Source organism: Affinundibacterium nitidum (assembly GCF_014284155.1).
Lineage (GTDB): Bacteria > Pseudomonadota > Gammaproteobacteria > Burkholderiales > Burkholderiaceae_D > Undibacterium > Undibacterium nitidum.
In genome coordinates this window covers 83,501-106,724 of record NZ_JACOFZ010000006.1, presented here as the reverse complement: position 1 = coordinate 106,724, position 23,224 = coordinate 83,501, and the positions used below count along the sequence as shown (strand labels likewise).

The 23,224-nt window shown below is 47.8% G+C and carries 25 protein-coding genes; 14 read left to right on the top strand and 11 right to left on the bottom strand.

Annotated elements, in window-relative coordinates:
- The first annotated feature begins 112 nt into the window (after nucleotides 1-112).
- From H8K36_RS14660 to H8K36_RS14650, 3 genes are all read left to right on the top strand, one after another.
- The gene (locus tag H8K36_RS14660) at nucleotides 113-496 is read left to right on the top strand and encodes a TipAS antibiotic-recognition domain-containing protein (protein WP_186917244.1); all 384 of its coding nucleotides are present in this window, start codon (nucleotides 113-115) and stop codon (nucleotides 494-496) included.
- A 162-nt stretch (nucleotides 497-658) separates the two neighbouring features.
- The gene (locus tag H8K36_RS14655; protein WP_186917243.1) at nucleotides 659-958 is read left to right on the top strand and encodes a hypothetical protein; all 300 of its coding nucleotides are present in this window, start codon (nucleotides 659-661) and stop codon (nucleotides 956-958) included.
- Nucleotides 959-1,155: 197 nt separating this feature from the next.
- Nucleotides 1,156-1,560 (top strand): hypothetical protein, encoded by a 405-nt coding sequence (locus H8K36_RS14650; protein WP_186917242.1) that lies wholly within the window; start codon nucleotides 1,156-1,158, stop codon nucleotides 1,558-1,560.
- Between the two features lie 62 nt (nucleotides 1,561-1,622).
- Here H8K36_RS14650 and pdxR read toward each other — a convergent pair whose 3' ends face one another.
- Nucleotides 1,623-3,092, bottom strand: a complete 1,470-nt coding sequence (gene pdxR / locus H8K36_RS14645) for a MocR-like pyridoxine biosynthesis transcription factor PdxR (protein ID WP_186917241.1) — start codon at nucleotides 3,090-3,092, stop codon at nucleotides 1,623-1,625.
- A 124-nt stretch (nucleotides 3,093-3,216) separates the two neighbouring features.
- Here pdxR and H8K36_RS14640 point away from each other — a divergent pair, with 124 nt between their 5' ends.
- The 4 genes from H8K36_RS14640 to H8K36_RS14625 all read left to right on the top strand — a co-directional run bounded on the left by H8K36_RS14640 (nucleotide 3,217) and on the right by H8K36_RS14625 (nucleotide 5,539).
- Nucleotides 3,217-3,894, top strand: coding sequence for a pyridoxamine 5'-phosphate oxidase family protein (locus tag H8K36_RS14640; RefSeq protein WP_186917240.1), 678 nt, complete (start codon nucleotides 3,217-3,219; stop codon nucleotides 3,892-3,894).
- A gap of 153 nt (nucleotides 3,895-4,047) precedes the next feature.
- Nucleotides 4,048-4,623 carry a DUF4234 domain-containing protein gene (locus H8K36_RS14635; protein ID WP_186917239.1) on the top strand — a complete coding sequence of 192 codons (576 nt, stop codon included), beginning with the start codon at nucleotides 4,048-4,050 and terminating at the stop codon, nucleotides 4,621-4,623.
- A gap of 38 nt (nucleotides 4,624-4,661) precedes the next feature.
- Complete coding sequence (locus H8K36_RS14630; RefSeq protein ID WP_222611238.1) at nucleotides 4,662-5,105, top strand: YeeE/YedE family protein; 444 nt, start codon at nucleotides 4,662-4,664, stop codon at nucleotides 5,103-5,105.
- A 2-nt stretch (nucleotides 5,106-5,107) separates the two neighbouring features.
- Nucleotides 5,108-5,539, top strand: a complete 432-nt coding sequence (locus H8K36_RS14625) for a DUF6691 family protein (protein ID WP_186917238.1) — start codon at nucleotides 5,108-5,110, stop codon at nucleotides 5,537-5,539.
- On the opposite strand, the gene H8K36_RS14620 is transcribed toward H8K36_RS14625, so the two are convergent.
- Nucleotides 5,536-6,384, bottom strand: coding sequence for a UDP-2,3-diacylglucosamine diphosphatase (locus H8K36_RS14620; RefSeq protein ID WP_186917237.1), 849 nt, complete (start codon nucleotides 6,382-6,384; stop codon nucleotides 5,536-5,538). The two genes, H8K36_RS14625 and H8K36_RS14620, sit on opposite strands and share 4 nt — an antisense overlap.
- Nucleotides 6,381-7,148 (bottom strand): GNAT family N-acetyltransferase, encoded by a 768-nt coding sequence (locus tag H8K36_RS14615; protein WP_186917236.1) that lies wholly within the window; start codon nucleotides 7,146-7,148, stop codon nucleotides 6,381-6,383. The genes H8K36_RS14620 and H8K36_RS14615 overlap by 4 nt, the downstream gene beginning before the upstream one ends.
- A 311-nt stretch (nucleotides 7,149-7,459) precedes the next feature.
- Between H8K36_RS14615 and H8K36_RS14610 the strand changes: the two genes are divergently transcribed.
- On the top strand, nucleotides 7,460-8,131 hold the full coding sequence (locus tag H8K36_RS14610; RefSeq protein ID WP_186917235.1) for a MarC family protein: 672 nt from the start codon (nucleotides 7,460-7,462) through the stop codon (nucleotides 8,129-8,131).
- Between the two features lie 76 nt (nucleotides 8,132-8,207).
- Here H8K36_RS14610 and H8K36_RS14605 read toward each other — a convergent pair whose 3' ends face one another.
- A complete protein-coding gene (locus tag H8K36_RS14605; RefSeq protein WP_186917234.1) occupies nucleotides 8,208-8,528 on the bottom strand; it encodes a hypothetical protein in 321 nt (106 codons plus the stop codon).
- A 295-nt stretch (nucleotides 8,529-8,823) separates the two neighbouring features.
- On the opposite strand from H8K36_RS14605, the gene H8K36_RS14600 reads away from it, so the two are divergent.
- Together H8K36_RS14600 and tsaD are read left to right on the top strand one after the other, a co-directional pair.
- Nucleotides 8,824-10,947: an EAL domain-containing protein gene (locus H8K36_RS14600; RefSeq protein ID WP_186917233.1), complete on the top strand. Its 2,124-nt coding sequence runs from the start codon at nucleotides 8,824-8,826 to the stop codon at nucleotides 10,945-10,947.
- Between the two features lie 89 nt (nucleotides 10,948-11,036).
- Nucleotides 11,037-12,077, top strand: coding sequence for a tRNA (adenosine(37)-N6)-threonylcarbamoyltransferase complex transferase subunit TsaD (gene tsaD / locus H8K36_RS14595; protein WP_186917232.1), 1,041 nt, complete (start codon nucleotides 11,037-11,039; stop codon nucleotides 12,075-12,077).
- Nucleotides 12,078-12,144: 67 nt separating this feature from the next.
- On the opposite strand, the gene plsY is transcribed toward tsaD, so the two are convergent.
- Complete coding sequence (gene plsY / locus H8K36_RS14590; protein ID WP_186917231.1) at nucleotides 12,145-12,810, bottom strand: glycerol-3-phosphate 1-O-acyltransferase PlsY; 666 nt, start codon at nucleotides 12,808-12,810, stop codon at nucleotides 12,145-12,147.
- Nucleotides 12,811-13,391: 581 nt separating this feature from the next.
- Between plsY and H8K36_RS14585 the strand changes: the two genes are divergently transcribed.
- The 3 genes from H8K36_RS14585 to H8K36_RS14575 all read left to right on the top strand — a co-directional run bounded on the left by H8K36_RS14585 (nucleotide 13,392) and on the right by H8K36_RS14575 (nucleotide 15,043).
- The gene (locus tag H8K36_RS14585) at nucleotides 13,392-13,790 is read left to right on the top strand and encodes a hypothetical protein (RefSeq protein WP_186917230.1); all 399 of its coding nucleotides are present in this window, start codon (nucleotides 13,392-13,394) and stop codon (nucleotides 13,788-13,790) included.
- 108 nt (nucleotides 13,791-13,898) lie between these two features.
- Nucleotides 13,899-14,594: a DUF1963 domain-containing protein gene (locus H8K36_RS14580; protein WP_186917229.1), complete on the top strand. Its 696-nt coding sequence runs from the start codon at nucleotides 13,899-13,901 to the stop codon at nucleotides 14,592-14,594.
- Nucleotides 14,595-14,701: 107 nt separating this feature from the next.
- Complete coding sequence (locus H8K36_RS14575; protein ID WP_222611237.1) at nucleotides 14,702-15,043, top strand: immunity protein Imm33 domain-containing protein; 342 nt, start codon at nucleotides 14,702-14,704, stop codon at nucleotides 15,041-15,043.
- 181 nt (nucleotides 15,044-15,224) lie between these two features.
- On the opposite strand, the gene ybaK is transcribed toward H8K36_RS14575, so the two are convergent.
- From ybaK to H8K36_RS14545, 6 genes are all read right to left on the bottom strand, one after another.
- On the bottom strand, nucleotides 15,225-15,710 hold the full coding sequence (gene ybaK, locus H8K36_RS14570) for a Cys-tRNA(Pro) deacylase (RefSeq protein ID WP_186917228.1): 486 nt from the start codon (nucleotides 15,708-15,710) through the stop codon (nucleotides 15,225-15,227).
- Nucleotides 15,711-15,787: 77 nt separating this feature from the next.
- Complete coding sequence (xerD, locus tag H8K36_RS14565) at nucleotides 15,788-16,690, bottom strand: site-specific tyrosine recombinase XerD (protein WP_186917307.1); 903 nt, start codon at nucleotides 16,688-16,690, stop codon at nucleotides 15,788-15,790.
- Nucleotides 16,691-16,833: 143 nt separating this feature from the next.
- Nucleotides 16,834-17,367 carry a methylated-DNA--[protein]-cysteine S-methyltransferase gene (locus H8K36_RS14560; RefSeq protein WP_186917227.1) on the bottom strand — a complete coding sequence of 178 codons (534 nt, stop codon included), beginning with the start codon at nucleotides 17,365-17,367 and terminating at the stop codon, nucleotides 16,834-16,836.
- Between the two features lie 634 nt (nucleotides 17,368-18,001).
- Nucleotides 18,002-19,282 (bottom strand): TRAP transporter large permease, encoded by a 1,281-nt coding sequence (locus H8K36_RS14555; protein WP_186917226.1) that lies wholly within the window; start codon nucleotides 19,280-19,282, stop codon nucleotides 18,002-18,004.
- On the bottom strand, nucleotides 19,279-19,884 hold the full coding sequence (locus tag H8K36_RS14550) for a TRAP transporter small permease (protein ID WP_186917225.1): 606 nt from the start codon (nucleotides 19,882-19,884) through the stop codon (nucleotides 19,279-19,281). The genes H8K36_RS14555 and H8K36_RS14550 overlap by 4 nt, the downstream gene beginning before the upstream one ends.
- 92 nt (nucleotides 19,885-19,976) lie before the next feature.
- Complete coding sequence (locus H8K36_RS14545) at nucleotides 19,977-21,014, bottom strand: TRAP transporter substrate-binding protein (RefSeq protein ID WP_186917224.1); 1,038 nt, start codon at nucleotides 21,012-21,014, stop codon at nucleotides 19,977-19,979.
- Between the two features lie 169 nt (nucleotides 21,015-21,183).
- Between H8K36_RS14545 and H8K36_RS14540 the strand changes: the two genes are divergently transcribed.
- On the top strand, nucleotides 21,184-23,223 hold the full coding sequence (locus H8K36_RS14540) for a two-component system sensor histidine kinase NtrB (RefSeq protein ID WP_186917223.1): 2,040 nt from the start codon (nucleotides 21,184-21,186) through the stop codon (nucleotides 23,221-23,223).
- Nucleotide 23,224 lies beyond the last annotated feature (1 nt).

Genomic DNA, 23,224 nt, shown 5'->3' with positions numbered 1-23,224 from the left:
CCCCATTCTACTTGCGATATGTTCTTTCACATTCCATTATTCAAATGTGTTTGAACCTCATGCATAAGCTATGTCGCATCATCACAATATAATCACTGAACACAAAAATACTATGCTTCTTCAAGAATCACCTACTGAATATCTCGATCAATGTCGCCAAGCATTAACAGCGGAACAAACAGCATCGCTTGCGGCGACGAATAACTGGTCACATGTGGACAAAGCCCAAGTTCACATCGATTGGGATCTATTGTACAAAGAAATCGCGCTATTGATCGATAACTCGTCGCCATCGTCACCACAGGTTCAAACACTGATGACGCGTCACTATTCAATAAGTTCGCGTTTTTATCCTCCTTCTCAAAAGGCCTACATAGGCTTGGCTTTGTTTTATCGAGAAAATCCAGACATGAAGACATTCCATAATGCCTACCACCCACAGATGGTTGAATTCTTAGGTGAGGCTATGTTCCACTTTTCGAAAGATAAGCTCTAACAACAGTGTTCAGGCATGCACGCAGCGCCAAGTAATTATTGGCCAAATGGAATAACCAGAATAACGTGATACTGCATCAAATGCAGTCGCGCTAGAACTTCATTGATAGACATTGCGAAATGTGTTAACTTCATTTTTCACAAAAAATAGTGGAGGTACCTTATGAAAAAATTAGTCCCATCCTTACTTTTAATGATGGCTCTAGTCGTGCCGCTAATTTTGTTTTGGCTACTCTTCACTCACTTCATTTTTAGCACTATCGTTGCGGCGCTCGTCAGTATTGTTGCTGGTTGGGCTCTCAACTTAACTTGGGCATTTTCTACAGTGAATGCGACGCAAGAAGAACCAGCGCCAGATAACAGTAATTTTTTCCCAATCGCACTCCGCTTCGGTTGGGCTTGCCCAACAGTGCTGGTGTTTCTTGAATGGCTAATCTGGCACTTCACTCTGGGCTCTGCGTAACCAGGCCGAACAAGACATTCCTTCGAATTCACCAAACAAATATCTGGTAGAAACTGTGCTTTGAAATTCGTAATTTCAAGTTCAAAAAAAGGCGCCTTGTTTTTCGATTGCAAGCAACCAATCTCAAAGCTGCTTATTTCAAGACAAAATCATTGGCTGTTTCAAAACTCTCCCACCTGACCTAAAAGGAATGACGCATGCATCAAAAGTTCAAAAACCTCGCAAATATTTCAATCGTGGTTTCAGTTGCCTGTTTTGGATTAGCAACAATTATTAAACCAGAGGGTGACAAATATTTTGAGACTAGCCCGGCAGCGGAAGCGATAATGTGCCTCGCTGTTGCAGCTTGGATCTTTGCGTTTTGGTGTTATGCAAAGGCCAAAGGAAGATCAGGCTGGCTTGGCATTCTTCTTCCCATGCTAAATATCGTTGGCTTGATCATTTTACTTTTACTCAAAGATAGAAGCGACGAACTGGAGGAGGTCTCTTGCGAAAAGTGCGGTGGGAAGAATCTCGCTCAAGATACGGTCTGCAGATATTGCACAATGCCGCTTCCGGTTCAACTGCTAAATGAAGAAGTCGCCAACACAAAAACTAACTAAGAACATGGCCGTCTAAAATGCATGCAAAAATACATGCGGAAACGCAAAAACCGACGCACATATCAAACACGTGCATGCACAGCAAGAATCCGCGCCAATTTCCGCACTTGAGCCTCCATCTGCTCACTCGGCACTTGCGCATATCCCAGCATCAAACCACACCAGTCATTTTGACGTTGCCCCACTTTGTGCAAACTTAGCGCTGGGGCGACGATGCCTGCTGCTAAGGCAGCGCGGCTGACTGCCACGTCATCCATCATTGAGTCTCGAAAACGGATCGCCAAATGCATGCCTGCTAAATCGCCATGTATCTCAACTTCGTTTGACATGTGGCGTTGCAAGGCGTCTACCAAAGTGTCTCTTCGTTCGCGGTAAAGGCGACGCATGCGGCGTATGTGTTGTGCGAAATAGCCTTCGCTGACGAAGCGCGCCAAGCAGCGTTGCTCAACAGATCTGCCGCGTAAAAAGGAGCGCAATAGGTGCTGCTCGAAGGCTGGCAATACATCACGTGGAGCGATGATATAGGCGATGCGAATTGCGGGAAAAAGTGTTTTGCTGAAGGTGCCCAAATAGAGAACCGGGGCGTTCGGCACTAAACCCTGCATGGCGGGTAGTGGTGGTCCATCGTGCCGAAACTCACTGTCGTAATCGTCTTCGATAATCAGCGATTGATGGTGCTGTGCTTGCTTCAGTAACTCAAGCCGACGCGGCAAGCTCATCACCTTCCCTGTTGGATATTGGTGCGAGGGCGTGACGTAAATTAAGCGCGGTGTATGTGTACGCCAATCACTCGCTTTGGGGGCGATACCATCGTCGTCAACGGCAATGCCCACCATCTTCAATTGCGCACCACGAAACGCCACTTGTGCGCCGACATAGCCAGGGTTTTCTATCCAGACTTTGTCGCCCACATCGGCAAACACACGGGCGCACAAATCGAGGCTGCTTTGGGTGCCATCGGTAATGAAGACTTGTTCTGGGTCACACAGCACGCCGCGTGAGGCGCGCAAATAATCGGCGATGGCAATCCGTAGCGACATCTCGCCACAAGCTTGACCGTAGCCTAAATCAGCGGCAGAGGCATTGCGCCACTCTTGCTCTAACATTTTGCGCCAACGCGGCATAGGAAAGTCTGCCAAGGATGGCACGCCAGGCGCAAAGGCTGTCGTGAGATCTGACGGCACAGGCAATGGCATCAAAGAATCGCCACGTTTCGATAGGCGACGGCTTGGCACTTCAGCAGGCGCCACAGCTGCCACTTCCTGCATCAGCTCTAGCGAGTTGACCACACTCCCCCTTCGTGTCGCCGTCAAAAAGCCTTCGCTGAGCAATTGCTCATAAGCGAACACCACGGTATTTCTAGCGATACCCAATTCCTGCGCCAAGGTACGACTAGACGCCAAACGCGTACCGGAAGCTAAGGTGCCTTGTTGGATGGCGTGACGCAAACAGGCGTGCAATTGCTTTTGTGCAGAGCCACGCTGGTCTGGATATTGTTGACGAAAGCGATTCCATAACAAGAGGTAGTCCATGTTGTAGTCCTAAAAAATACTTCATTATTGGATCTTGTGATAGAACCATACCATGATTATAGTGTCACTCATCGCAAGCGTCGACCGACGTTTTACTACTCGATTACTCCAACCAGGACATGCAATGAGCAATTCAATTCCGGAAATAGCTGACGAAGAAAGCAAGGTGCAAGCACCTAGTTTACGTACGACGATAAAACGTATTCCCAAAAATGCGAACAACGAGCAAGAGTTTTTGCACGCCATCATCGACGAAGCCTATGTTTGCCATGTTGCTTTTACCGATGAGCACGGAAGCCATTGCATTCCGACTGCGTGTTGGCGCGAGCACAATCACCTCTACATTCACGGTGCCAACGCCAGTCGTATGATGAAACAATTAGTCAAAGGCACCCAAGCGTGTATCACCATCACGCATGTCGATGGTTTGGTGCTGGCACGCTCGGCTTTCAATCACTCAATGAACTATCGCTCCGCCATGATCTATGGTGTTTTTGAAGTAGTAGGCGCAGAACAAAAAGCAGAGTCGATGGCGGCATTTATGGAGAAAATTGCGCCTGGCCGGCAAGCAGAGATACGCGCAGGCAGTTATGCTGAACTCGCTGGCACGACGATTCTACGTATGCCACTCGTCGAATTCATGTGCAAAACGCGTAGCGGTGGGCCGAATGATGACGAAGAAGATATGCAACAAGCAGCGTGGGCTGGTGTTTTGCCGATCCGTGTTGCACATGATGCGCCCATTGCGCATGAGCAAAATACGCAAGCTGCGCCAGCATACGTAAGTGCTTGGAACGATTAACTGAAAAATTACGGCAATGGTAAAAATTTTGACTAGCGCACGTTTTTTTGATTTCAAAACACAAAACCAATACCCACGCACAGTTCGAAAGGGTAAAATTTGGCACACCATCTTCATAAGAACCAAATCTTTACGCCAAATAGGAGCCTCGTTTTGGATAACAACATTTATGCTGCCCCAGCTTCCGACCTAGAAACTCAAACGAGTAAGAACCCACAAAGCCATTTTTATATTGTCTCTGAAAAGAAGTTTCTAGTTCTCTTCGTTGCGACGCTAGGCATTTATTCTCTGTATTGGTTCTACAAGAACTGGCAGTTTTATCGTGACTCAACAGGAGACAGCGTTTGGCCCGTTCCAAGAGCAATATTTTCTATCTTCTTCGTGCATGCACTATTTAGACGTGTCGCTGAGAAATTGGATAGCAATCAGCAAGAAAACACTTGGAAGCACTCTGACTTGGCTAGTCTTATTGTAGGCGCAATGATCATACAACGTATTCTTGATCGTCTCGCTATGAAAGAAGTGGGTTCACCATTTACAGATGTCGCTTCAATCTTCATGATGTTTGTGATGGTACCAATGTTCCTTCGTGCACAGAAAATGATTAATCTTAGTTGTAACGATGTGGATGGCGAAAGCAATGCTAAGTTCACAGGCGGCAATATCGCGTGGATCGTCGCTGGTTCCTTATTTTGGCTATTAGTGTTCGTAGGTTTGTTTTTATCTTGATCATTCAAGTGCATCGACGGACAGCGTAGGAAGATAAAATGATAGTCATTGATTGGAATGCATTTACACCATTTACCTCTCTCGCTGGCGGGGTGCTGATCGGCATCGCTGCAAGCTTGCTTCTGGCTGGCCTAGGTCGTATCGCTGGCATTACAGGTATTGTTGCCGATGCGTTGCAGATGAAAGCCGATGATCTGCTTTGGCGCCTTTGCTTCATTATTGGTCTCGTTACAGCACCGTCGTGTTATCTGCTGTTCTCACCTTTACCACTGAGTGAAATCGCCACTGATTGGCCGACTATCATTGTGGCGGGCTTGATTGTTGGCTTCGGTTCACGCTTGGGTTCGGGTTGCACGAGTGGCCATGGTGTGTGCGGCATCTCACGCGGATCGAAACGCTCTATTCTGGCGACCATGCTGTTTATGTTGACGGGTTTTATCACCGTCTTTGTTGTACGCCATCTATTCGCTTCAGGAGTTTGATCATGAAAACCCTAGGGCAATATGTGGTCGCGACACTTTCCGGCTTGGTGTTTGGCATAGGCTTGATCATCGCGGGCATGGCAAACCCAGCAAAAGTGTTGGCCTTCCTCGACTTGGCAGGTGCATGGGACCCATCTCTCGCTTTTGTAATGGTGGGCGCGATTAGCGTCAGCGCAACAACATTTCTAGTGCTGCGCGGGCGCACCCAGAGTTTTCTGGGCTTCGAACTTCAATGGCCCAAACTCACGCAGATCGATAAACGTTTGGTCATTGGAAGTTTATTGTTCGGCATCGGCTGGGGCTTGGCAGGTATTTGCCCTGGCCCAGCTTTGGTGCTTGTTGGCGCGGGTGCACTCAAGGGTATTGGCTTTTGTGCCGCCATGATGATTGGTTTTGCCGCTTGCGATCTCATCAGCAAGCGGGCAAAAAACTAATGTGCCAACACCGCCTCTAATTGCAAATGCTCTTTGTGCTGGTGAACGACGTCATGCCAAGTGATGAGTCTCAGTTCACCATCTGCCTCTTCAATCAAAGCCGATAAACTCTCGACCCAATCACCATCGTTACAGTACAAGATGCCGTCGATGTCGCGAATCTCTGGCTTGTGAATATGGCCGCAGATAACACCATCAAGGCCACGTTTGCGTGCCTCGTCGGCCAAGGCATCTTCGAACTTCGTGATGTAACTCACTGCGTTCTTTACCTTGAGCTTCAAATATTGCGAGAGTGACCAATACGGCAAGCCAGCTCGAGCGCGCCAGTGATTGAACACTTGATTGAGTTTAAGAATGACGGTGTACAAACTGTCACCGAGGTAGGCCAGCCATTTGGCGCAAGCGATCACGCCATCGAAGCGATCACCGTGTAGCACCAGCAAGCGTTTGCCGTCTGCTGTGGTGTGTACGAGTTCATCACGTACTTTGATGCCGCCAAAATCGAGTTCAATAAATTGACGCGCCGCTTCGTCGTGATTGCCGGGAACGAAAATCACATTCGTTCCCTTCTTGGCTTTTTTCAACACCGTTTGCACGATGTTGTTATGGGTTTGATCCCAATACCAACGGCGTTTGAGTTGCCAGCCGTCGACGATATCGCCGACGAGGTACAAGGTCTCAGACTCGGTCGCTTTCAAAAATTCAAGTAAGCGTTTTGCCTGACACCCTGTTGTTCCTAAGTGCAGATCAGAAATCCAGATGGTTCGAAAACGAGTGACATCTTTTTTATGCTGCTTCGATGTCTTGCTTTTACCGAAATTAAGGAACTGATCTGCTGGCTTCATTTGGCGATATCCTCTGTTCCGTAGTGTTTCGCGTATCGATTATCGAGGTTGCCGATCGGTAGCATGACAAACAAATCGGCGCTATGGAAATCAGGGTCCCACGCTGGTTCGCCACAAATCCAAGCGCCAGCACGTAGGTAACCTTTTAACAGCGGTGGGATACGAGCCTCGTGGCCTTCATCCATGTTCTCGATAGGGAATGGCAGATGCGGTTTCACACGGTATTCGAGTGGCGACATTTCGTCTTCGCCAAAGGCGCGATAGATGGCCGCAGCATTGTGTCCACCATCAGCTAAGCTAATACTGGCGCAACCAATCAAATGACTGCAACGTTCACGACGCATGTAAGCGGCCAAGCCTGCCCACAACATCATAATCACAGCACCGCTGCGATAATCTGGATGTATACATGCGCGCCCTGCTTCAGCTAAGCCGCCACGTATGTTTTCTAAACGAGATAAATCAAACTCGCTCTCGGAATAATATTTGCCTAATTGACGTGCTGCATTTGGGCCAAGAATGCGGTAGGTACCCACCACTTTCAAAGTTTTGGTATCGCGCACAATTAAATGGTCGCAATAGTCATCAAATTCGTCTTTATCAAGGCCTTCAGAATTTGCCAGCGCAGTCAAACCCATCGCTTCGATGAATACTTTGTAGCGCAGCTTCTGCACTTCCTTCACCTCTTTCTTGGTGCTGGCAAGACTTAAACTGAGTTTGGAAAAACTGGGGCCGGAATCGCCCGGTATGGTCAGCACTCGCATGTAAGAATCTCCTTATCTCTTGCTGGGTGACTTCGGTCTATTAAGACTACAGGCAGCAGAATAAAGGGCGATTGCGACTGGATTATTACAGCTCGATGTCAGTTTGATGACATGCGACATCTGTACAACTTGCCATGCCCAAAAGCGTCGCTTTGTTTGTCCTAAGCGACACTCGACGGGTAAATATTTGCCATATGACAAAACTATTGCATAATCAACAGACTTTGGCTTCGCTCGACTTCAGCGTTGCCAGCCACCTTAATTAACATATTTGCGTCAGTTCTGAGATTGAACTGGTTTTGGGAGAACGCATGAGTATTGCCCTATCTGTTTTTGTGAAAGCACTGATCGTAGTGCCAATCACCCTGCTCCCTATTTTGAACCCAATCGCCGTCGCTCCTATCTTCTTGTCGATGACGGGCCCGATGGACCAAGTCATGGCAAATCGTTTAGCCAAGCGTATCGCCTTTAATTGTTTCTTCTTATTGATGGGTGCGGTATTCGTCGGCTCATATGTGCTCGACTTTTTCGGCATTTCCTTACCGATCGTGCGGGTAGCCGGTGGTATCGTGGTTGGCATGGCAGGCTGGAAGCTCTTAAATGACCAAGGCCAAGATAAGTTACGCACATCCGTGGCGGCTTCAGCCAGTAATTGGACCAAAGAAGAATTACGTCGCCATAGCTTTTTCCCGTTTAGCTTCCCACTGACTGTTGGCCCAGGCGCTATCGCTACCTCCATCACTTTAGGTGCACAGTTGCCAACCAAACCAGTCGACTGGTTGATCACGGGTTTAGCCGCAACTATCGGTGTGTTCGTGACGACGATAGCAATCTATTTGTCGTATCGCTTTGCTCGCAATCTTGAAAGCTTCTTGGGTGAAGTCGGATCAACCGTGCTGATGCGCCTGTCTGCGTTTATCTTGCTGTGTATTGGTATCGAAATTGGCTGGACTGGTGTTTCTGCATTGATCGAAGACCTTTAATATACAATCACTCAGTAGTACACCACATACAAAAAAGCCCAGATCAAAGTCTGGGCTTTCTTATTGGTAGAAATTTTTATTCTTCGTTCGAAGCCTCAGCTTCGTTTTCTGGCTCATGTAACATCAAGGCATGTTCAACATGGGTAGACTCATCACCGACTTTACTCTTCCATGCTTTTAAGAAGTAAATTCGCTCATATTCCGTGGGCGCTGAATGCCAGATCACCATCAAGGTGCCTTTGTGGTCGTGCAATTTCGCCAACTTTGTAATGCAGTCGGTATTACCATCTGCATCTGCCAAACCAATCGCATAACCATAAACACGATTTAAGCGTTCGATACGGTCTGGTTCGGTTTCACTATGGGTAGCAGAAATTTTTGCGTGATCTAAAAACATGACACATCTCCATGAATAGGACATCGGATCAATACCGCTTCATTGTAGCTGATTCGATATAGACGGGGCAGATTTGATCGCACGAGCGCGAAAAAACAGCAAAGCAAACAACGCTGGGCCAGAGAAACTGAGAGAAACTCAAGTTTCACTTTCCACTTGTAGGGGAATTTGGTTAAATAGGAGTCAATATCCCTGAACTAATTCGCAGTTGACGTATCAAAACGAGGATAAGCCTGCACTTCCGTTCTCGTACAAATCTACGCCAGAAAACCCCAACTCTTCTGTTGAAGTAATTATGACCACTGCGTATCACTTCATCATGCGTCACTTAGGTCTAAACCGTATCGGAGTTAGACTTACATTGAGCTATGCCTTCATCTTGGTGATGTTTATTGGCATTGGTCTCACCACCGTTGATCAAATCCAAAGCATCGCCCGCAGCAACGACCGTTTTCGTCAAATCGACATGCAAAGACTGCGTGATGTACAGGAGTTGCGTTCTGAGTTTGAGGGCATCGGCATACAACTGCTCGATGTCTTCACTAAAAGCTATGAAACCAAGAACGATCTCTACCTGATCATCGATGCCCGTGCAGAAAAAATCAAAAAACAATTCGAAAAAATCAGCGAATACGAACTTAATCGCGAGCAAAAGCAGGCACTCAATACTCTGGTCGAATGCAATGAACTATTTCGCTCAAATTATTACGAAGTGCTCAATGAATATGCACTCGACGACTTAGTCGCGGCAAAAAAAATCTACCTCGAACGCGTGGAGCCGGCACGAAACACCCTTTTGACAGAAGCGCAAATCTTTCTCGATCAAGAAAAAAATAGCTTTGAAATGCGCCAGCAAGAAGAGGAATACAAACTCAAACAAATGCAGCTGCGCGTGTTTATGTTTTCTGCTGTTGCCATTTTAATCGGTGCATTGCTCGCGTTTTTCACTCGTCGTGGCGTTGTGCAGCCACTTGATGTATTAGAAAAAAGTGCCTTACGCATTGCCGATGGCGACTATGAGAGCAAGGTGCCGCCGACTCGCACCACTGAAGTGGCTCGAGTTGGCAACGCGCTCAATAGCATGTCGGAAGCAATTGCCCAACGCGAACGTGAGATTGAACAACTTGCGTATTTTGATAGCCTCACGCATCTGCCCAACCGCACCATGCTGTTGAAACAGTTTGAGAACACGTCTTTCCAACATAAAGCCATGATTTTGATGGATGTGGCACGTCTCAAAACCGTCAATGAAACCTTGGGTTTCGGTACAGGTGATACGGTTATCCTAGAAACCTCGCGTCGCATCCAAACAGCTATACTCAAGTTCAATCGAGAAGACCTCATCTTGACCAAGTTCAGCGGTGGGATGTTTGCTGTCTTGACACCGATGTTAAGCGTGGAGAATAGCCATCAAGAGATTCAAGAATTAATCGCGACCATTGATGACAACCTCAATGAACCGATTCGATGCGGCAACCATACCGTCGATGTGAACCTTGTCTATGGTATCGCCATCTGCAACCAAAATACGGATCAGTTGAATTCCTTGATCCGCAATGCCGAGGTGGCACTGTATGCAGCGAAGGCACAAACCCAGGCTGTGGTGTGGTACTCCGACGCCCAAGAAGCTTCGCGTTTAAGTCACTTAAGTTTATTGTCCGACTTACGCTCTGCAGTGCATAACTCCGAGCTACAAATGTGGCTACAACCCAAGGTTAAACTCGCCGATATGCGCACCTATGGTTTTGAAGCCTTGGTGCGCTGGCAGCATCCACAACGCGGTTTCATTTCACCGGCCGAGTTTGTACCGTTTGCTGAACGCACAGGCTATATCAGTGCCGTCACCAAATGGATGTTGGAACACGCGCTGCAAAGCCTACAAAATTGGAAGACCAGTCATCCCGAGCTTAGCATTGCGGTCAACGTTAGTACGAATGACTTACGCGACCAAAGCTTTCCAGACCGTGTTCGTGAACTACTTGAGCACTATGACGTCAACCCAAATAATCTTAAGCTCGAATTGACCGAAAGCGGCATTATGGAAGATCCGAGTAGCGCGATTCCACTTTTGCAAACGCTCAGAGATACTGGAATTGGTCTTTCTATCGACGACTTTGGAACTGGGCATTCTTCATTGGCCTATTTACAAAAACTGCCGGTCTCCGAGCTCAAGATTGATCGCAGCTTTGTGATCAATATCGATCAACTGCCATCGACACAACGCCTCGTCAAAACCATTGTTGAAATGGGACACGGCTTGCACTTAAGCGTGATCGCCGAAGGCATAGAAACCGAGGCTGAACGCGATACCTTGCGAGAGCTGGGCTGCGACTCGATGCAAGGCTATTTCGCCAGTAAGCCTTTGCATGGTGAAGCTTTGCAAAAATGGCTAGATCAATTACCCAAAACTCCTGGCTAAGAACCGCTGCGGCCACGAGATATCCAACGGAAACCGTTTATAATGGCGCCCTCTTGCAGGTTTAGCCCTGCGCAATCTGAAATTGGATCATGATCGTTCTTGGTATTGAATCTTCCTGCGATGAAACTGGCTTAGCGCTGTACGACACAGAGCGAGGCTTACTCGCCCACGCTCTCCATTCGCAAATTGCGATGCATAGAGAATATGGTGGCGTCGTACCCGAACTTGCTTCACGCGACCACGTACGTCGTGCACTACCCTTACTCAGCGAAGTGTTAAGCAAAGCCAATCTCGATAAAAAACAAATTGACGCCATCGCCTTTACCGAAGGCCCTGGTTTAGCAGGTGCTTTGCTGGTGGGCTCATCAGTCGCTTGTGGTTTGGCCTTTGCGCTGAACAAACCTGTCATTGGCATTCATCATCTTGAAGGCCACTTGTTGTCGCCGCTCTTGGCCAGCCGCCCTCCTGAGTTTCCATTTGTGGCATTGTTAGTATCGGGCGGCCATACGCAACTCATGCGTGTAGATGGTGTAGGCCGTTATGAATTACTCGGTGAGACCCTCGACGACGCAGCCGGAGAAGCCTTTGATAAATCCGCTAAATTGCTAGGCTTAGACTACCCGGGTGGCCCTGCCATTTCCAAACTGGCGACCACGGGCAACCCTGAAGTGCATGTCTTCCCACGCCCGATGTTGCATTCCAAAGATTTGAATTTCAGCTTTTCTGGCTTAAAGACAGCCGTACTCACGGCTGTTAAAAAATATCCTGAAACACTGACTGAAGATGACAAAGCGAATGTCGCACGCGGTTTTGTCGATGCCATTGTCGATGTGCTCGTTGCCAAATGTCAGAGCGCGATGAAACAGACGGGTTTGAAGCGCTTAGTGATTGCAGGTGGTGTTGGTGCTAATCAGCAATTACGTGCGGCACTCAATGCCGCGGCGAACCACCACAATCCCAAGAAACGCTTCGATGTCTATTACCCCGAACTTGAGTTTTGCACCGATAACGGCGCCATGATTGCCTTTGCTGGTGGAATGCGATTAAAAGCGAACCCGAACTTGGCAACCTACAATTACAGTTTTAACGTGCGCCCACGTTGGCCTTTGAGCGAGTTAAGCGCAGCTTAAACGAGCACAAACGCACCCCATAAAAAAAAGCCCTCACACAGAGGGCTTTTTTCATCATCAAACCAGATTAATGTTTCTTGTGTGACTTGTGTTCATGATGTGGCTTTTGCGCTTCTTTTTCAGCTGCGTCTTTTTTCTTACTGCCAAGACGGCTCTCTTTGCCTGCCATCAAATTCGCAATGTTTTGGCTATGGCGATAAATCAGCAAGGCGCTCATGATGACAACGGCCAACAATTCAATACGTGCGCCGAACAGCAATGCGTAATAGAACGGCGCAAACAAAGACGCCACCAAAGCCGCCAATGAAGAATAACGGAAGGCGTAAGCAATAATCAGCCAGGTTGCGAACGTCCCTAAACCCAGCCAGACGTTAATGCCGATCAATACGCCAAGCGCCGTCGCCACACCCTTGCCCCCCACAAACTTGAAGAACACAGGCCACAAATGGCCGATAAACACAGCCAAGCCAACCATCGCTACCGTGCTATCGCTCAAATCAAACTGGAATTGGTAAGTCAAGGCCAACCATACGGCCAACCAACCTTTAAAGCCATCGCCCAACAGCGTTAGGGCCGCCGCAGCTTTATTCCCCGTGCGCAGCACGTTGGTCGCACCCGGGTTTTTAGAGCCATACGTACGTGGGTCAGACAAGCCAAACAAACGGCTGACCACCACGGCAAACGAAATCGAGCCGATCAAGTACGCCAGCACAATTGCAATAATAGAATTCATTAATTACTCCGCCTATTTTTATCGTTGTAGATGTCAATGCAAGCCAGCGCAACGCCGCGCGCCGAAAACAAAGCCTTCGAGCTTGCCAAGCTGCTCATTCTTGCATAGACGGGGGTAAATTTCTAGACAAGACTGACTCAAATCGAGCAACAAACCTAGGACTTCGGCCATAAAGACGCTAACGATCGAGCTTGGTGTCGATCTTCTTTTGATTCTGAACTCCGATTCTGGTCGAATCAATTGCTAAGGTTAATGCACTCAAATCAAATTTGAAGATAAGAATCATCTAGCCCTGAATTTCAATTCGAATAGTCAATTGCGCTGCGAACACCACGGCTAAATTGAAAAACATGGCGAAGCGTTCTCGAAATTGGTCTAATAAACCTCGTTTGGGCGCTTTCTATAAAGTGATGTTTTTGTCGATTTGCCTATACTGCACATATGCTCAGTATAACCAAATACAGCAAGCATCCATGCGGTTTTCGAGGCATTTGAAGGAAGTTGTCTTTTTGAACATCCCGAGTTAAACTTCATTTTTGCAAATTAAATAAAAGGTAGGCAATAGCCACACAGGAGGCAATATGATCAAGTTAGTATCCTGGTTGTTCATGGTGTTCTCTTTGAGCTGTGGCGCCACGCCGCCGACTGATTTAGACACTACTTTTAGGTTCTCAGACAATCCGTCTCAAGGTGCTCTGCTTCAACTCCTCGCCAAAAGATCAGTCGTGTTTCACGTTCATGACGAAGGTACAGTTTCTTATCGTTCGAGAGATGAGGCCGTTGTCGCCAACGCTTACTCAGAGATTTTGAAGGCGCAGAAAATTTCTTCTAAAAAAATATCCGTATCAGAAGAAAAGAAAATCAAGAAACAACTTAAGCAGCTCGGCATCTCCTACGGCATATGGGTCAAAGGAGAGGATCGGAGGGTTGTATGGTCAAATTCAGAAGACCAGAGAGTCGCTAATGTTATTAAACCCTAGGCGAAAATTGCCTAACCCGGCAGTCGAGAGGGACGGCCACAAGCTGCGCTTGTGGTTCCCTACGCTTCGCTCCGGCCGCCCCTCACTTCTACGTTAGGCTGTGTCCGAATGGAAATCGCAGAGATTAAGAAACAGTTGGCAAAGCCGGCGACAAAATTCTCAGCCGGTGGGTTTAGGCCAACGCATAGCGAGGACGAGAGCTGGCTTGGCCAAGTCTTTCTATTCAGAGAGGATGAGTCCATTCCAAAAAATGACGCGGGAGAATCACTTCTGCCGTTGGCACAATTTCACCTCCCAAGTCTTCCTTTTGTTCCCCTCTGCCTCAAAGATGTGCGTGTCTTAACCGTATTCATATCTCAGTCGTTTCCGGAGCCGTTTGAAAAAATGGGATGTAACTGGGTGGTACGTGAGTATTTTCATCAAGAGGTCCTTGTCAGAAAAGAAGTGCGTGTAGAGAGCTCGTATCTAAAGCCATTTCCGCTAAAAGCGGAAATTGTGCATGAGGACTACCCGCTATGGGACGGAGGCGGAGTTCCCTACGATGTTGAAAGAGAAGTTCTTCGCTTAGAGAAAGATGGAGAAATCGAAAGCTACTACGATCTAATTACGCACTCCTATGAGCATAAGATCGGTGGGTATCCTTCTTTCTGTCAATCAGGGGTTGATCCAGGCGATGGATTCGAGTTCGTGTTTCAGGTGTCCTCCGACTCAAAAATTAACTTGAACGTAGTCGACAATGGAAGCCTGATGTTTTGGAAACACCGCACATCAGGAGAGTGGGCTGTCTACTATGACTTCTACTAGCCATCAGCCTAACTCGAAAGTCGAGTGGGACAGTCACAAGCTGCGCTTGTGGCTCCCTGCGCTTCGCTCCGGCTGCCCGTCAATTTCACGTTATACATCAAGGAATCATGCGCCAGTTAATTGAACAGACAGTGTGCCAGTGGCAAAACGTGGAGCCCAACATACCTTTGCCTGAATCAAAGCTAGGTATAGCATTAGGCACACTCGGAAAGAAACCAATAAATGGTCTTCGCCAAAATCCTGAAAATGGGACAAATGGCTGGTACATCTGGTGCGGAACGGAAATGCCTCTCGAAGATGATGCTTTTTCACCGTTACATGTTGAACATATAGATACCTATTTGGCGGGAATTAAAGAGTATCTTTCACTTCCACCCGGATATAGGTTTCTAATTGATGGAAATAATTATGAAGATGTGTGGTATGACGAGACATTACTCCATGCATAACTGGTCATTCGTTTCGGACGGCTGCGCCGCCACACAACTCAAACGTTAGCGAAATTTCTCGAGATTTGATTTCAGAATCAAGTAAACAAATTTCCGCATCGAAAGAATTTCAACACATGGCAAACACATCAGTGCTGGGCATTTGCCCAAGACCAAGAAGTGTAAAGGTAGCAGCCGCTGATTACAGCGCGCAAGTCACAGCTTTTGCCGCTAAGAGCTCAGTGAGCAGCTGTGGCGCTATTCCAATCAAATAACCCCGACGACCACCATTCAAATAAATCTTGTCTAGCTCGAACACGCTCTGTTCCACATAAACCGGCATCGCTTTTTTCGTGCCAAACGGCGAAGTGCCGCCTATCATATAACCCGAATGGCGCTGCGCCACTTCGGGCTTACAAGGCTCGACTGACTTACAGCCAATCTGCCGCGCCAAGTTCTTGGTCGACACCGTCTTATCACCATGCATCAACACCACCAAAGGTTTGGCATGTTCGTCTTGCATGATCAAGGTTTTCACCACTACATGCTCTTCCACCCCCAATTCGCGGGAAGACACTGAAGTGCCACCATGCTCTTCATAGGCATAAGGATGCTCAGTGAAAGTAGCCCCTTTTTTACGCAACAGCTGCGTTGCTGGGGTTTCTGATACGTGTTCTTTTTTAGCCAATTATTTATCCCTTTGAAGAAATCTGATTCCTAATTTTACTAGCCGAATCTAATTTATCGCATCCATCAATCATAAGATCACCCTCTCGGATGATGCTGCGCATGAAGCTGCTTCAATCGTTCCCTCGCCACATGCGTATAAATCTGCGTCGTCGAAATATCGGCATGCCCCAATAGTAATTGAACCACGCGTAGATCTGCACCGTGGTTCAGCAAATGCGTGGCGAACGCGTGGCGTAGCGTGTGTGGTGATAGTGGTGAAGTAATGCCTGCTTGAGCGGCGTATTTTTTGATGACGACCCAGAACATTTGTCTGGTCATGGCGCCACCACGCGCGGTGACGAATAAGGCGTCGTCGATTTGGCCGTTGAGGATGGCGGGTCTGCCTTCGCTCAGGTAGCGCTGCAGCCACAGGCGGGCGACTTCGCCGAAGGGTACTAATCTGGTTTTGCTGCCCTTACCTGTTACGCGCAGTACACCGTCGTTCAGACTGACTTCAAACGATTTTAAGGACACTAACTCTGTCACCCGTAAGCCGCAGGCGTAGAGCAGCTCTAACATGGTGCGGTCACGCAAACCCAGTGGCGTGGTTTCGTCTGGTGCTTGCAAGAGCGCTTCAACTTGTTTTTCGCTCAGAGTTTTCGGTAAACGATTCGCTTGTTTGGCTGAACGCAGTTTGGTGCAAGGATTGATGCTGATTTGGTTTTGCCTAAACGCTTGTTGATAGTAGCGTTTAAGCACCGTCATGCGACGGTTCGCTGACGTGGCTTTCGATACACTATGCTTGGCTGCCACGTAAGAAAAAATATCGGACTCCGTCACTTGCAGCAAATGCTTTTGTCCATTCACATGCAGCCACTCGGCGAATAAACGTAGATCGCGGCGATAGGCTTCTAGCGAATTTTTAGCTAAGCCATCTTCCAACCATAGTGTGTCGCAAAATTGATCGATCTGTGATTGCACTTGCGCTGGTAGCTCGATAGTTTCTTCCGCATTTTTGCGGACGCGTTTTGCCTTCGGAATTGTTTTGTGCTTCGTTTCCGCTGTCGTTTCCGCCTTCTTTTGCGTTTTTGATTTGGCTGGTTTCGCCGCTTCCACTGGAGCGGCCTCACCGTCTTTGCGCTTTACCACAATGGCTCCTGCAATTGCACTGGCGTGACGCCACTGTATTCGGGTACTTGTTCCAAACGCAGCAGATATCGCTTCACGCCCAAATGGAAGCCTGTTTCATCATCGTGATGCGCAAAGCCGCCTAAGCCACCGCTGGCTGTCACACGATGACATGGAATCACTAAGGGGAACCAATTGGCGCCGCAGGCTTGGCCGACCGCACGCGGCGCGGATGAAATTAGTTTGGCGATATGGCCGTAAGTTTTAACTTGACCACGCGGTATCGCTGAAATCGCATTCCAGACGCGATGCTGAAATTCAGTACCCACTTGTTTGAGCGGTAGATCAAAACGAAAATCAGGGTCAGCAAAGTAAGCTTCGATTTGCTTTGCCGTTTGTTCTGCGCAGGAGTCACTCGGTGCTTTTTCTGAAAAGCGATCTGGCAAATAAACGAGCTCGGCAAGTTGATTGACTTCAGTGCGTATGCCCATATAACCAAACGGTGCGGGCACGATCGCCGAGAAAATTTCTGATTCAGATTGGGACATGTCAAACCATTGGAAAACTGCATCAAACACGGTGCGCCGAAACTCTTCACGTCATGACGAAGATCACAAGATCGGATACCGCACCATCACATAACAAAAGCAGTGTACCAAGAAAAAAGGCGCATCCTTAGATGCGCCTTCCAAAATATTTCACGTTCGTGCTGTTTAGTCTCTTAAGTAGGACTCAGCTTATCTGAAACGCGAATCTCCCCCCCCTTTTTGACTGCGCCCTGTGGGACGCTATTATTGCACTTCCATTTTCTGCCATGCTTGCCAACACGCTGTGAAGTTCTGTTATTGATTCGTTCAGCATGTCGCAACGTGGGCAGAATATAGCATGCCTATTGTGCAAAACACACGCAGATTTTTTGAGAAAAAAAGCTTTGTTGCATTTGTGCTTCTGCAGCAGAGAAAGATCAGAAAAGATAAAAATTTTGTGCTAATCGCGATTCGAATTGATTCATTTCCAGGTGGAAATTTCAGAGAGAAATTCAGTCAAATTTCGTTAAAAAAAAGCGCAAATGAAAGTCTAATTTTCATTTGCGCTGATTTCTTTCACCAAGTCACTACAGAAGTATTTTCTTGGCGGAATGTTTTATTTGAGAACTATTTTATCATTCTCAAATTTTGTCGCTTAGTTGTAGATCAAATTCGGCAACCATGTCGACAATGCCGGCACATAGGTGACCAACAACAAGAAACCGATCATTGTCATTAACCAAGGCAGTACGGCGACGGTCAACTCACTAATGCCCATCTTCGTGATACCAGAGGCGACATACAGATTTAAGCCAACTGGTGGATGGCACATGCCTACTTCCATATTCACGACCATGATGATACCGAAGTGAACTGGATCAATGCCAAGCTTCATCGCTACTGGGAACAAGATCGGTGACATGATCAAGACGATGGAGGAAGGCTCCATCACGTTACCGGCCAACAGCAAAAGTAAGTTGACGACTAACAAGAAACTCACCATGCCAAAGCCGCTATCCAAAATCCAACCCGCCATTGCTTGTGGAATGTTTTCGCTGGTCATTAAGAATGAGAATAAGACCGCGTTGGTAATGATGTACAAGAGCATGGCAGACATGGCTGCTGAATCAATCAAGACCTTTGGCACCATCTTCAGGCTCATGTCTTTGTAGACAAACACCGCCACAATGAACGCATAAATCGCTGCAACAGCCGCTGCTTCGGTCGGTGTAAACTTACCCGAATAGATACCGCCCATCACAATCACGATTAACAGCAAACCCCAAGCGCTCTTACGGAAAGCGATAAACCTTTCTTTCCAGCTTGCCTTAGGCATGCGTGGGTAGTCTTTTTTCTTCGCCAAAAACCAGGTCGTGAGACCGAGGAAGAAAGCCAACAAAATGCCAGGAATTACGCCAGCCATAAACAGCTTACCGACCGAAGTATTGGTCGAAACGGAGTACATCACCATCACGATCGACGGAGGAATCAAAATACCGAGTGCACCAGAAGTGGTGATCACGCCAGCACCGAAACCGCGCGGATACCCTTGCTTGACCAAGGCTGGCAAAATGATTGAGCCGATCGCCACCACGGTCGCAGGTGAAGAGCCAGACACCGCAGCGAACAAAGCGCAAGCCAATACGCCTGCCAGCGCCAAGCCGCCATGCCAATGCCCAACCATGGACGCCGCAAAGTTAATCATGCGCCTTGCGACCCCGCCATGGGTTAGGAAATTCCCCGCCAAGATAAAGAACGGAATCGCCATGATCTCGAACTTCTCAATACCGGTGAATAGTTTGAGTGCCACCGATTCGATAGGCACTGTGGTCATGGTGAAGAGGAAGGTCAATACGGTCATGCCCAATGCAATCGAAATCGGCATGCCTGTTAGCATTAACAGGATAAGCAACACAAAGATAATGGCCGCGTTCATAGTTTATCTCCCGCTGCTGTCTTTGGCTGTAAAGCGCCTTCTTGGGCTGCTTCTACGGCTTCTTCCACATCTAAACCTTCGACATGCGAATGATCATGCTTCGGCAAATCACCTGTGCGGACATAATGCCAAGCCACTTGCATAAAGCGGAAAGACATCAAATATGAACCTAAAGGAATCGCGAGGTAGACGATCCACATTGGCATTTCTAAATCAGATGACGTCTGGTCGGTATGCGCCATACCCCATACGAAGTTTGCGCCTAAGGTGCCCACAACACCGGTGAAAATCGCACCGGCACCCAAACTCATCAAAATAAACACCTTCTTGTTTTTCTCACTCAAACGGTTGACTAGCACGTCGACGCCCACGTGAATACCCGAGCGTACGCCGTAAGCGGCACCGAATTTCGCCATCCACACAAACAAATAAATGGTTAATTCTTGCGCCCAACTCATGTTGATTTTGATCAGCGCATCTTGAATGACCGGAATATCGATACCCGATAGATAGCGATGAACTACCGCTGTAAATGTAATGAGTGTCGCCGCGGCCATTAACACCGCGATGAAATACTCTTCTAAATGGTCTAGCAGTTTCATGCGAGCCCTCCCCTATATTGTTTTGATCGATGTCAGCAAAGGCGTCGATACGAATCTCATCAATTCAGATCGACGCCTGCTTTTTCCAACAATTATTTAAAGCCCAAAGCCGCCGCTTCTTTATTCACGCTTTGAATTAAGTCTTTACCAATGCGTCCTTCCATTTCTTTTTGCACAGGTGTCAGTGTTTTTACCCATTCCGCACGTTCTTTGTCGGTGAGGCTATAGACCGTGGTTTTGCCAGATTTTTTGACGGCATCGAGCGCATTGTCGTTTTCGATTTGGGCGATCGCATTAGCGTATTGGGTCGATTGCTTCATCGCATTAGTCAACTCAGTGCGAATATCGGCAGGCAAGCCATCCCAGAACTTCTTGTTGACGATAACCGCATAGCCGAGATAGCCATGATTAGTGATCGTCACATGCTTCTGCACTTCATGCATTTTTTGTGTGTACAAGTTTGATGGTGGATTCTCTGTGCCATCGACGACGCCCGTTTGCAGCGCTTGGTACACTTCTGAGAACGCCATCACTTGAGGGTTAGCACCCAAGGCACGCATTTGGGCATCAAGTACTTTGGATGACTGAATGCGCATTTTTTTCGCACGCAAGTCTGCTGGCACTTTCATCGGAACATTTGATGACATGACTTTAAAACCGTTATCCCAAAACGCGAGGCCGGTAATGCCTTTCGCTTCCAATTTACCCATCAAGCTAGCGCCGACTGGGCCTTCTGTCACACGATGCAAAACATCGCGATTAGGGAAAATATAAGGAAGATCAAACACCTCAAATTCTTTCACGCCCAAAGGGCCAAACTTTGCCAAAGACGGTGCCAGCATTTGCACGGCGCCTAATTGCAAGGCTTCTAGTTCTTCCTTGTCTTTATACAAGGTACTATTTGGATACAACTCGACCTTCACACGGCCTTTTGTTGCTTTTTCAGCCAATTCTTTGAAGCGTTCTGCGGCTTTGCCTTTAGGTGTATCAGCGGCTACCACATGACTAAACTTGATAATGATGGGATTTTGCGCGAAGGCTGTAGTGCTGAAACTTAGGCTCAATGCCGATGCCGTAATCGCTGAAGCGAGGGCGAGCAGGGTTTTACGCTTGGAAAAACGTGAAGTCATGGTTGTCTCCTGATGAGGATTTAAGGGTACGGTTTGACCGATTTTGTTATGCGATACGATCTTGCTGAAATTATGAGCAAGCAGCAATTGTGGAAAACCACAATGTCGCGTCTTTTATACAAATCGCAACAGTCGCGGTATTGGCAGCCTTTTCGGCTACACTTTACGCATGCCTATACCTAGCCAACCATCTAGCCAGCCATCCACCGCCAGCCGACGCTTTACTTCGCTAAAGGGAAGCTTTCCTTGGTTGCTGCCTATTGTTTTAGTATTACTGTTCTTGGCGATCTTGATCTGGTTACCTTGGCAAGCCCAAAGGATGGAAGCCAATGAACGGCAAGAACAATTAATTGCCGATACGCTGTGGGTAGAGCAAGCGCTGCAATTTCAATTCACCCGAAATCAAGAAAACCTAAGTCTCATCGGACAAGAGTTTATTAACAAGGCGGAACAAGCAACGACCTTAAATGAACGCTTACGCCTGTTTGCCAATAGCAATCATGAAATTCAACAGCTGGCTCTATTCGACAAGCATCAACAACTAATTGGTGGCAGTATCACCTTGTTGCACGAGCAAAACCAACGCGAAACTTTGCGTCAAACTTACCTGCAACTACCAGAACTACAACTGCAGTCAAGTAAATCGCAGTGCCTACGTAACAGCACACAAAGCGGCTTATCCAAGGACAGCATAATTTGCCGCTTCCCGATTTTGCTCAATGGTGAAGTAGCAGGTAATCTGTTTGCGACTTACCGTCTACAAACCTTACTCGATGAAACCGTGCCATGGTGGTTTGCCCAAGAAAATGAAATCACCCTGCTCGACAACGATGAAAAAATCATCGCCAAGCGCACGGCCGGTGGGCCTGGCAAGAATGTCTATACGCACAACCGTGCGCTTGAGCTCCCGCAACTCAGCTTTACCTTGCATACCAACAGCATCAAGACCGAACCTAAATTACTATCGAATTTGCTGGTGTTGTCGGTGGTTTTACTCTCTCTGGGTTTAGTGTGGAGCTTGATCGCCCTGTGGCGCGACATCAATCGTCGCCTGCGTGCCGAAGGCGCTCTGCGCAAAGAAGCAGCGTTTCGAGCAGCGATGGAAAATTCGCTAGTGACTGGACTACGTGCACGCGATATGGAAGGACGCTTAACCTACGTCAACCCTTCGTTCTGCAATATGATAGGCGTGCCAGCGGACGAACTCGTCGGACGTTTGCCACCGATGCCCTATTGGGCACCTGAAGTCAAAGAAGAATATGAACAACGCTTCGCCCAAATTCTCACCGGCACAGTGCAACCCGAGGCCTATGAAACCATCTATCAACGTGCCAATGGCGAACGTTTTCCTGTGCTAATTCACGAGTCGCCCTTAGTTGACGAACATGGTAAACAAACGGGGTGGATGAGTTCGATTCTGGATGTTTCTGAGCTCAAACGCGCAGAGGAGCTCAGTCGGCAGCACGAAGAAAAACTCCACGCTAATGCACGTTTGGCAACCATGGGTGAAATGGCCTCGATGTTAGCGCACGAGTTAAACCAACCCTTAGCTGCGATCTCAAGTTACACGACCGGGGCACTCAATCTTTTGGAACAAAAAGGAAGTGACCCGACGTTGCTGCACGCTGCGTTAGAAAAGGCACGCGCACAAGCTCAGAGGGCTGGCCAAGTCATCAAGAGCGTGCATGAATTTGTACGCAAACGTGAGACTGCTCGTACCCGCATTCATATCGATGAGCTTCTCCATAGCGTGATGCCTTTGGTCGAGTTGCAAGCCCACAGTTCTCACATCCATGTGCATTTACAGGTTGAGGAACAGCTACCAACTGTATTGGCCGATAAAGTTTTATTAGAACAAGTGTTACTTAACCTCACGCGTAATGCCATTGAAGCGATGCAAGACACTGCCTATGAGCACCGCCATCTGCGGATCATTGCCCAAACTGTGAAAGATGAGCAAGCAGAGCTAGCCCTTACAACGCGAGTACAAATTCAGGTGATTGACCGTGGCCATGGTATCAACTCCGACGTTGCTGAGAGTTTGTTTTCGCCATTCTATTCAACGAAATCTTCGGGCATGGGCATGGGTTTGAATATTTGCCGCACGGCGATCGAGTTTCATGGTGGAAGCTTGAGCCATCGCGCCAACCCGCAAGGCGGAACCATTTTTGAATTCAGCTTGGCCGCAAGCCAGCAAGAGGAGAATTGAG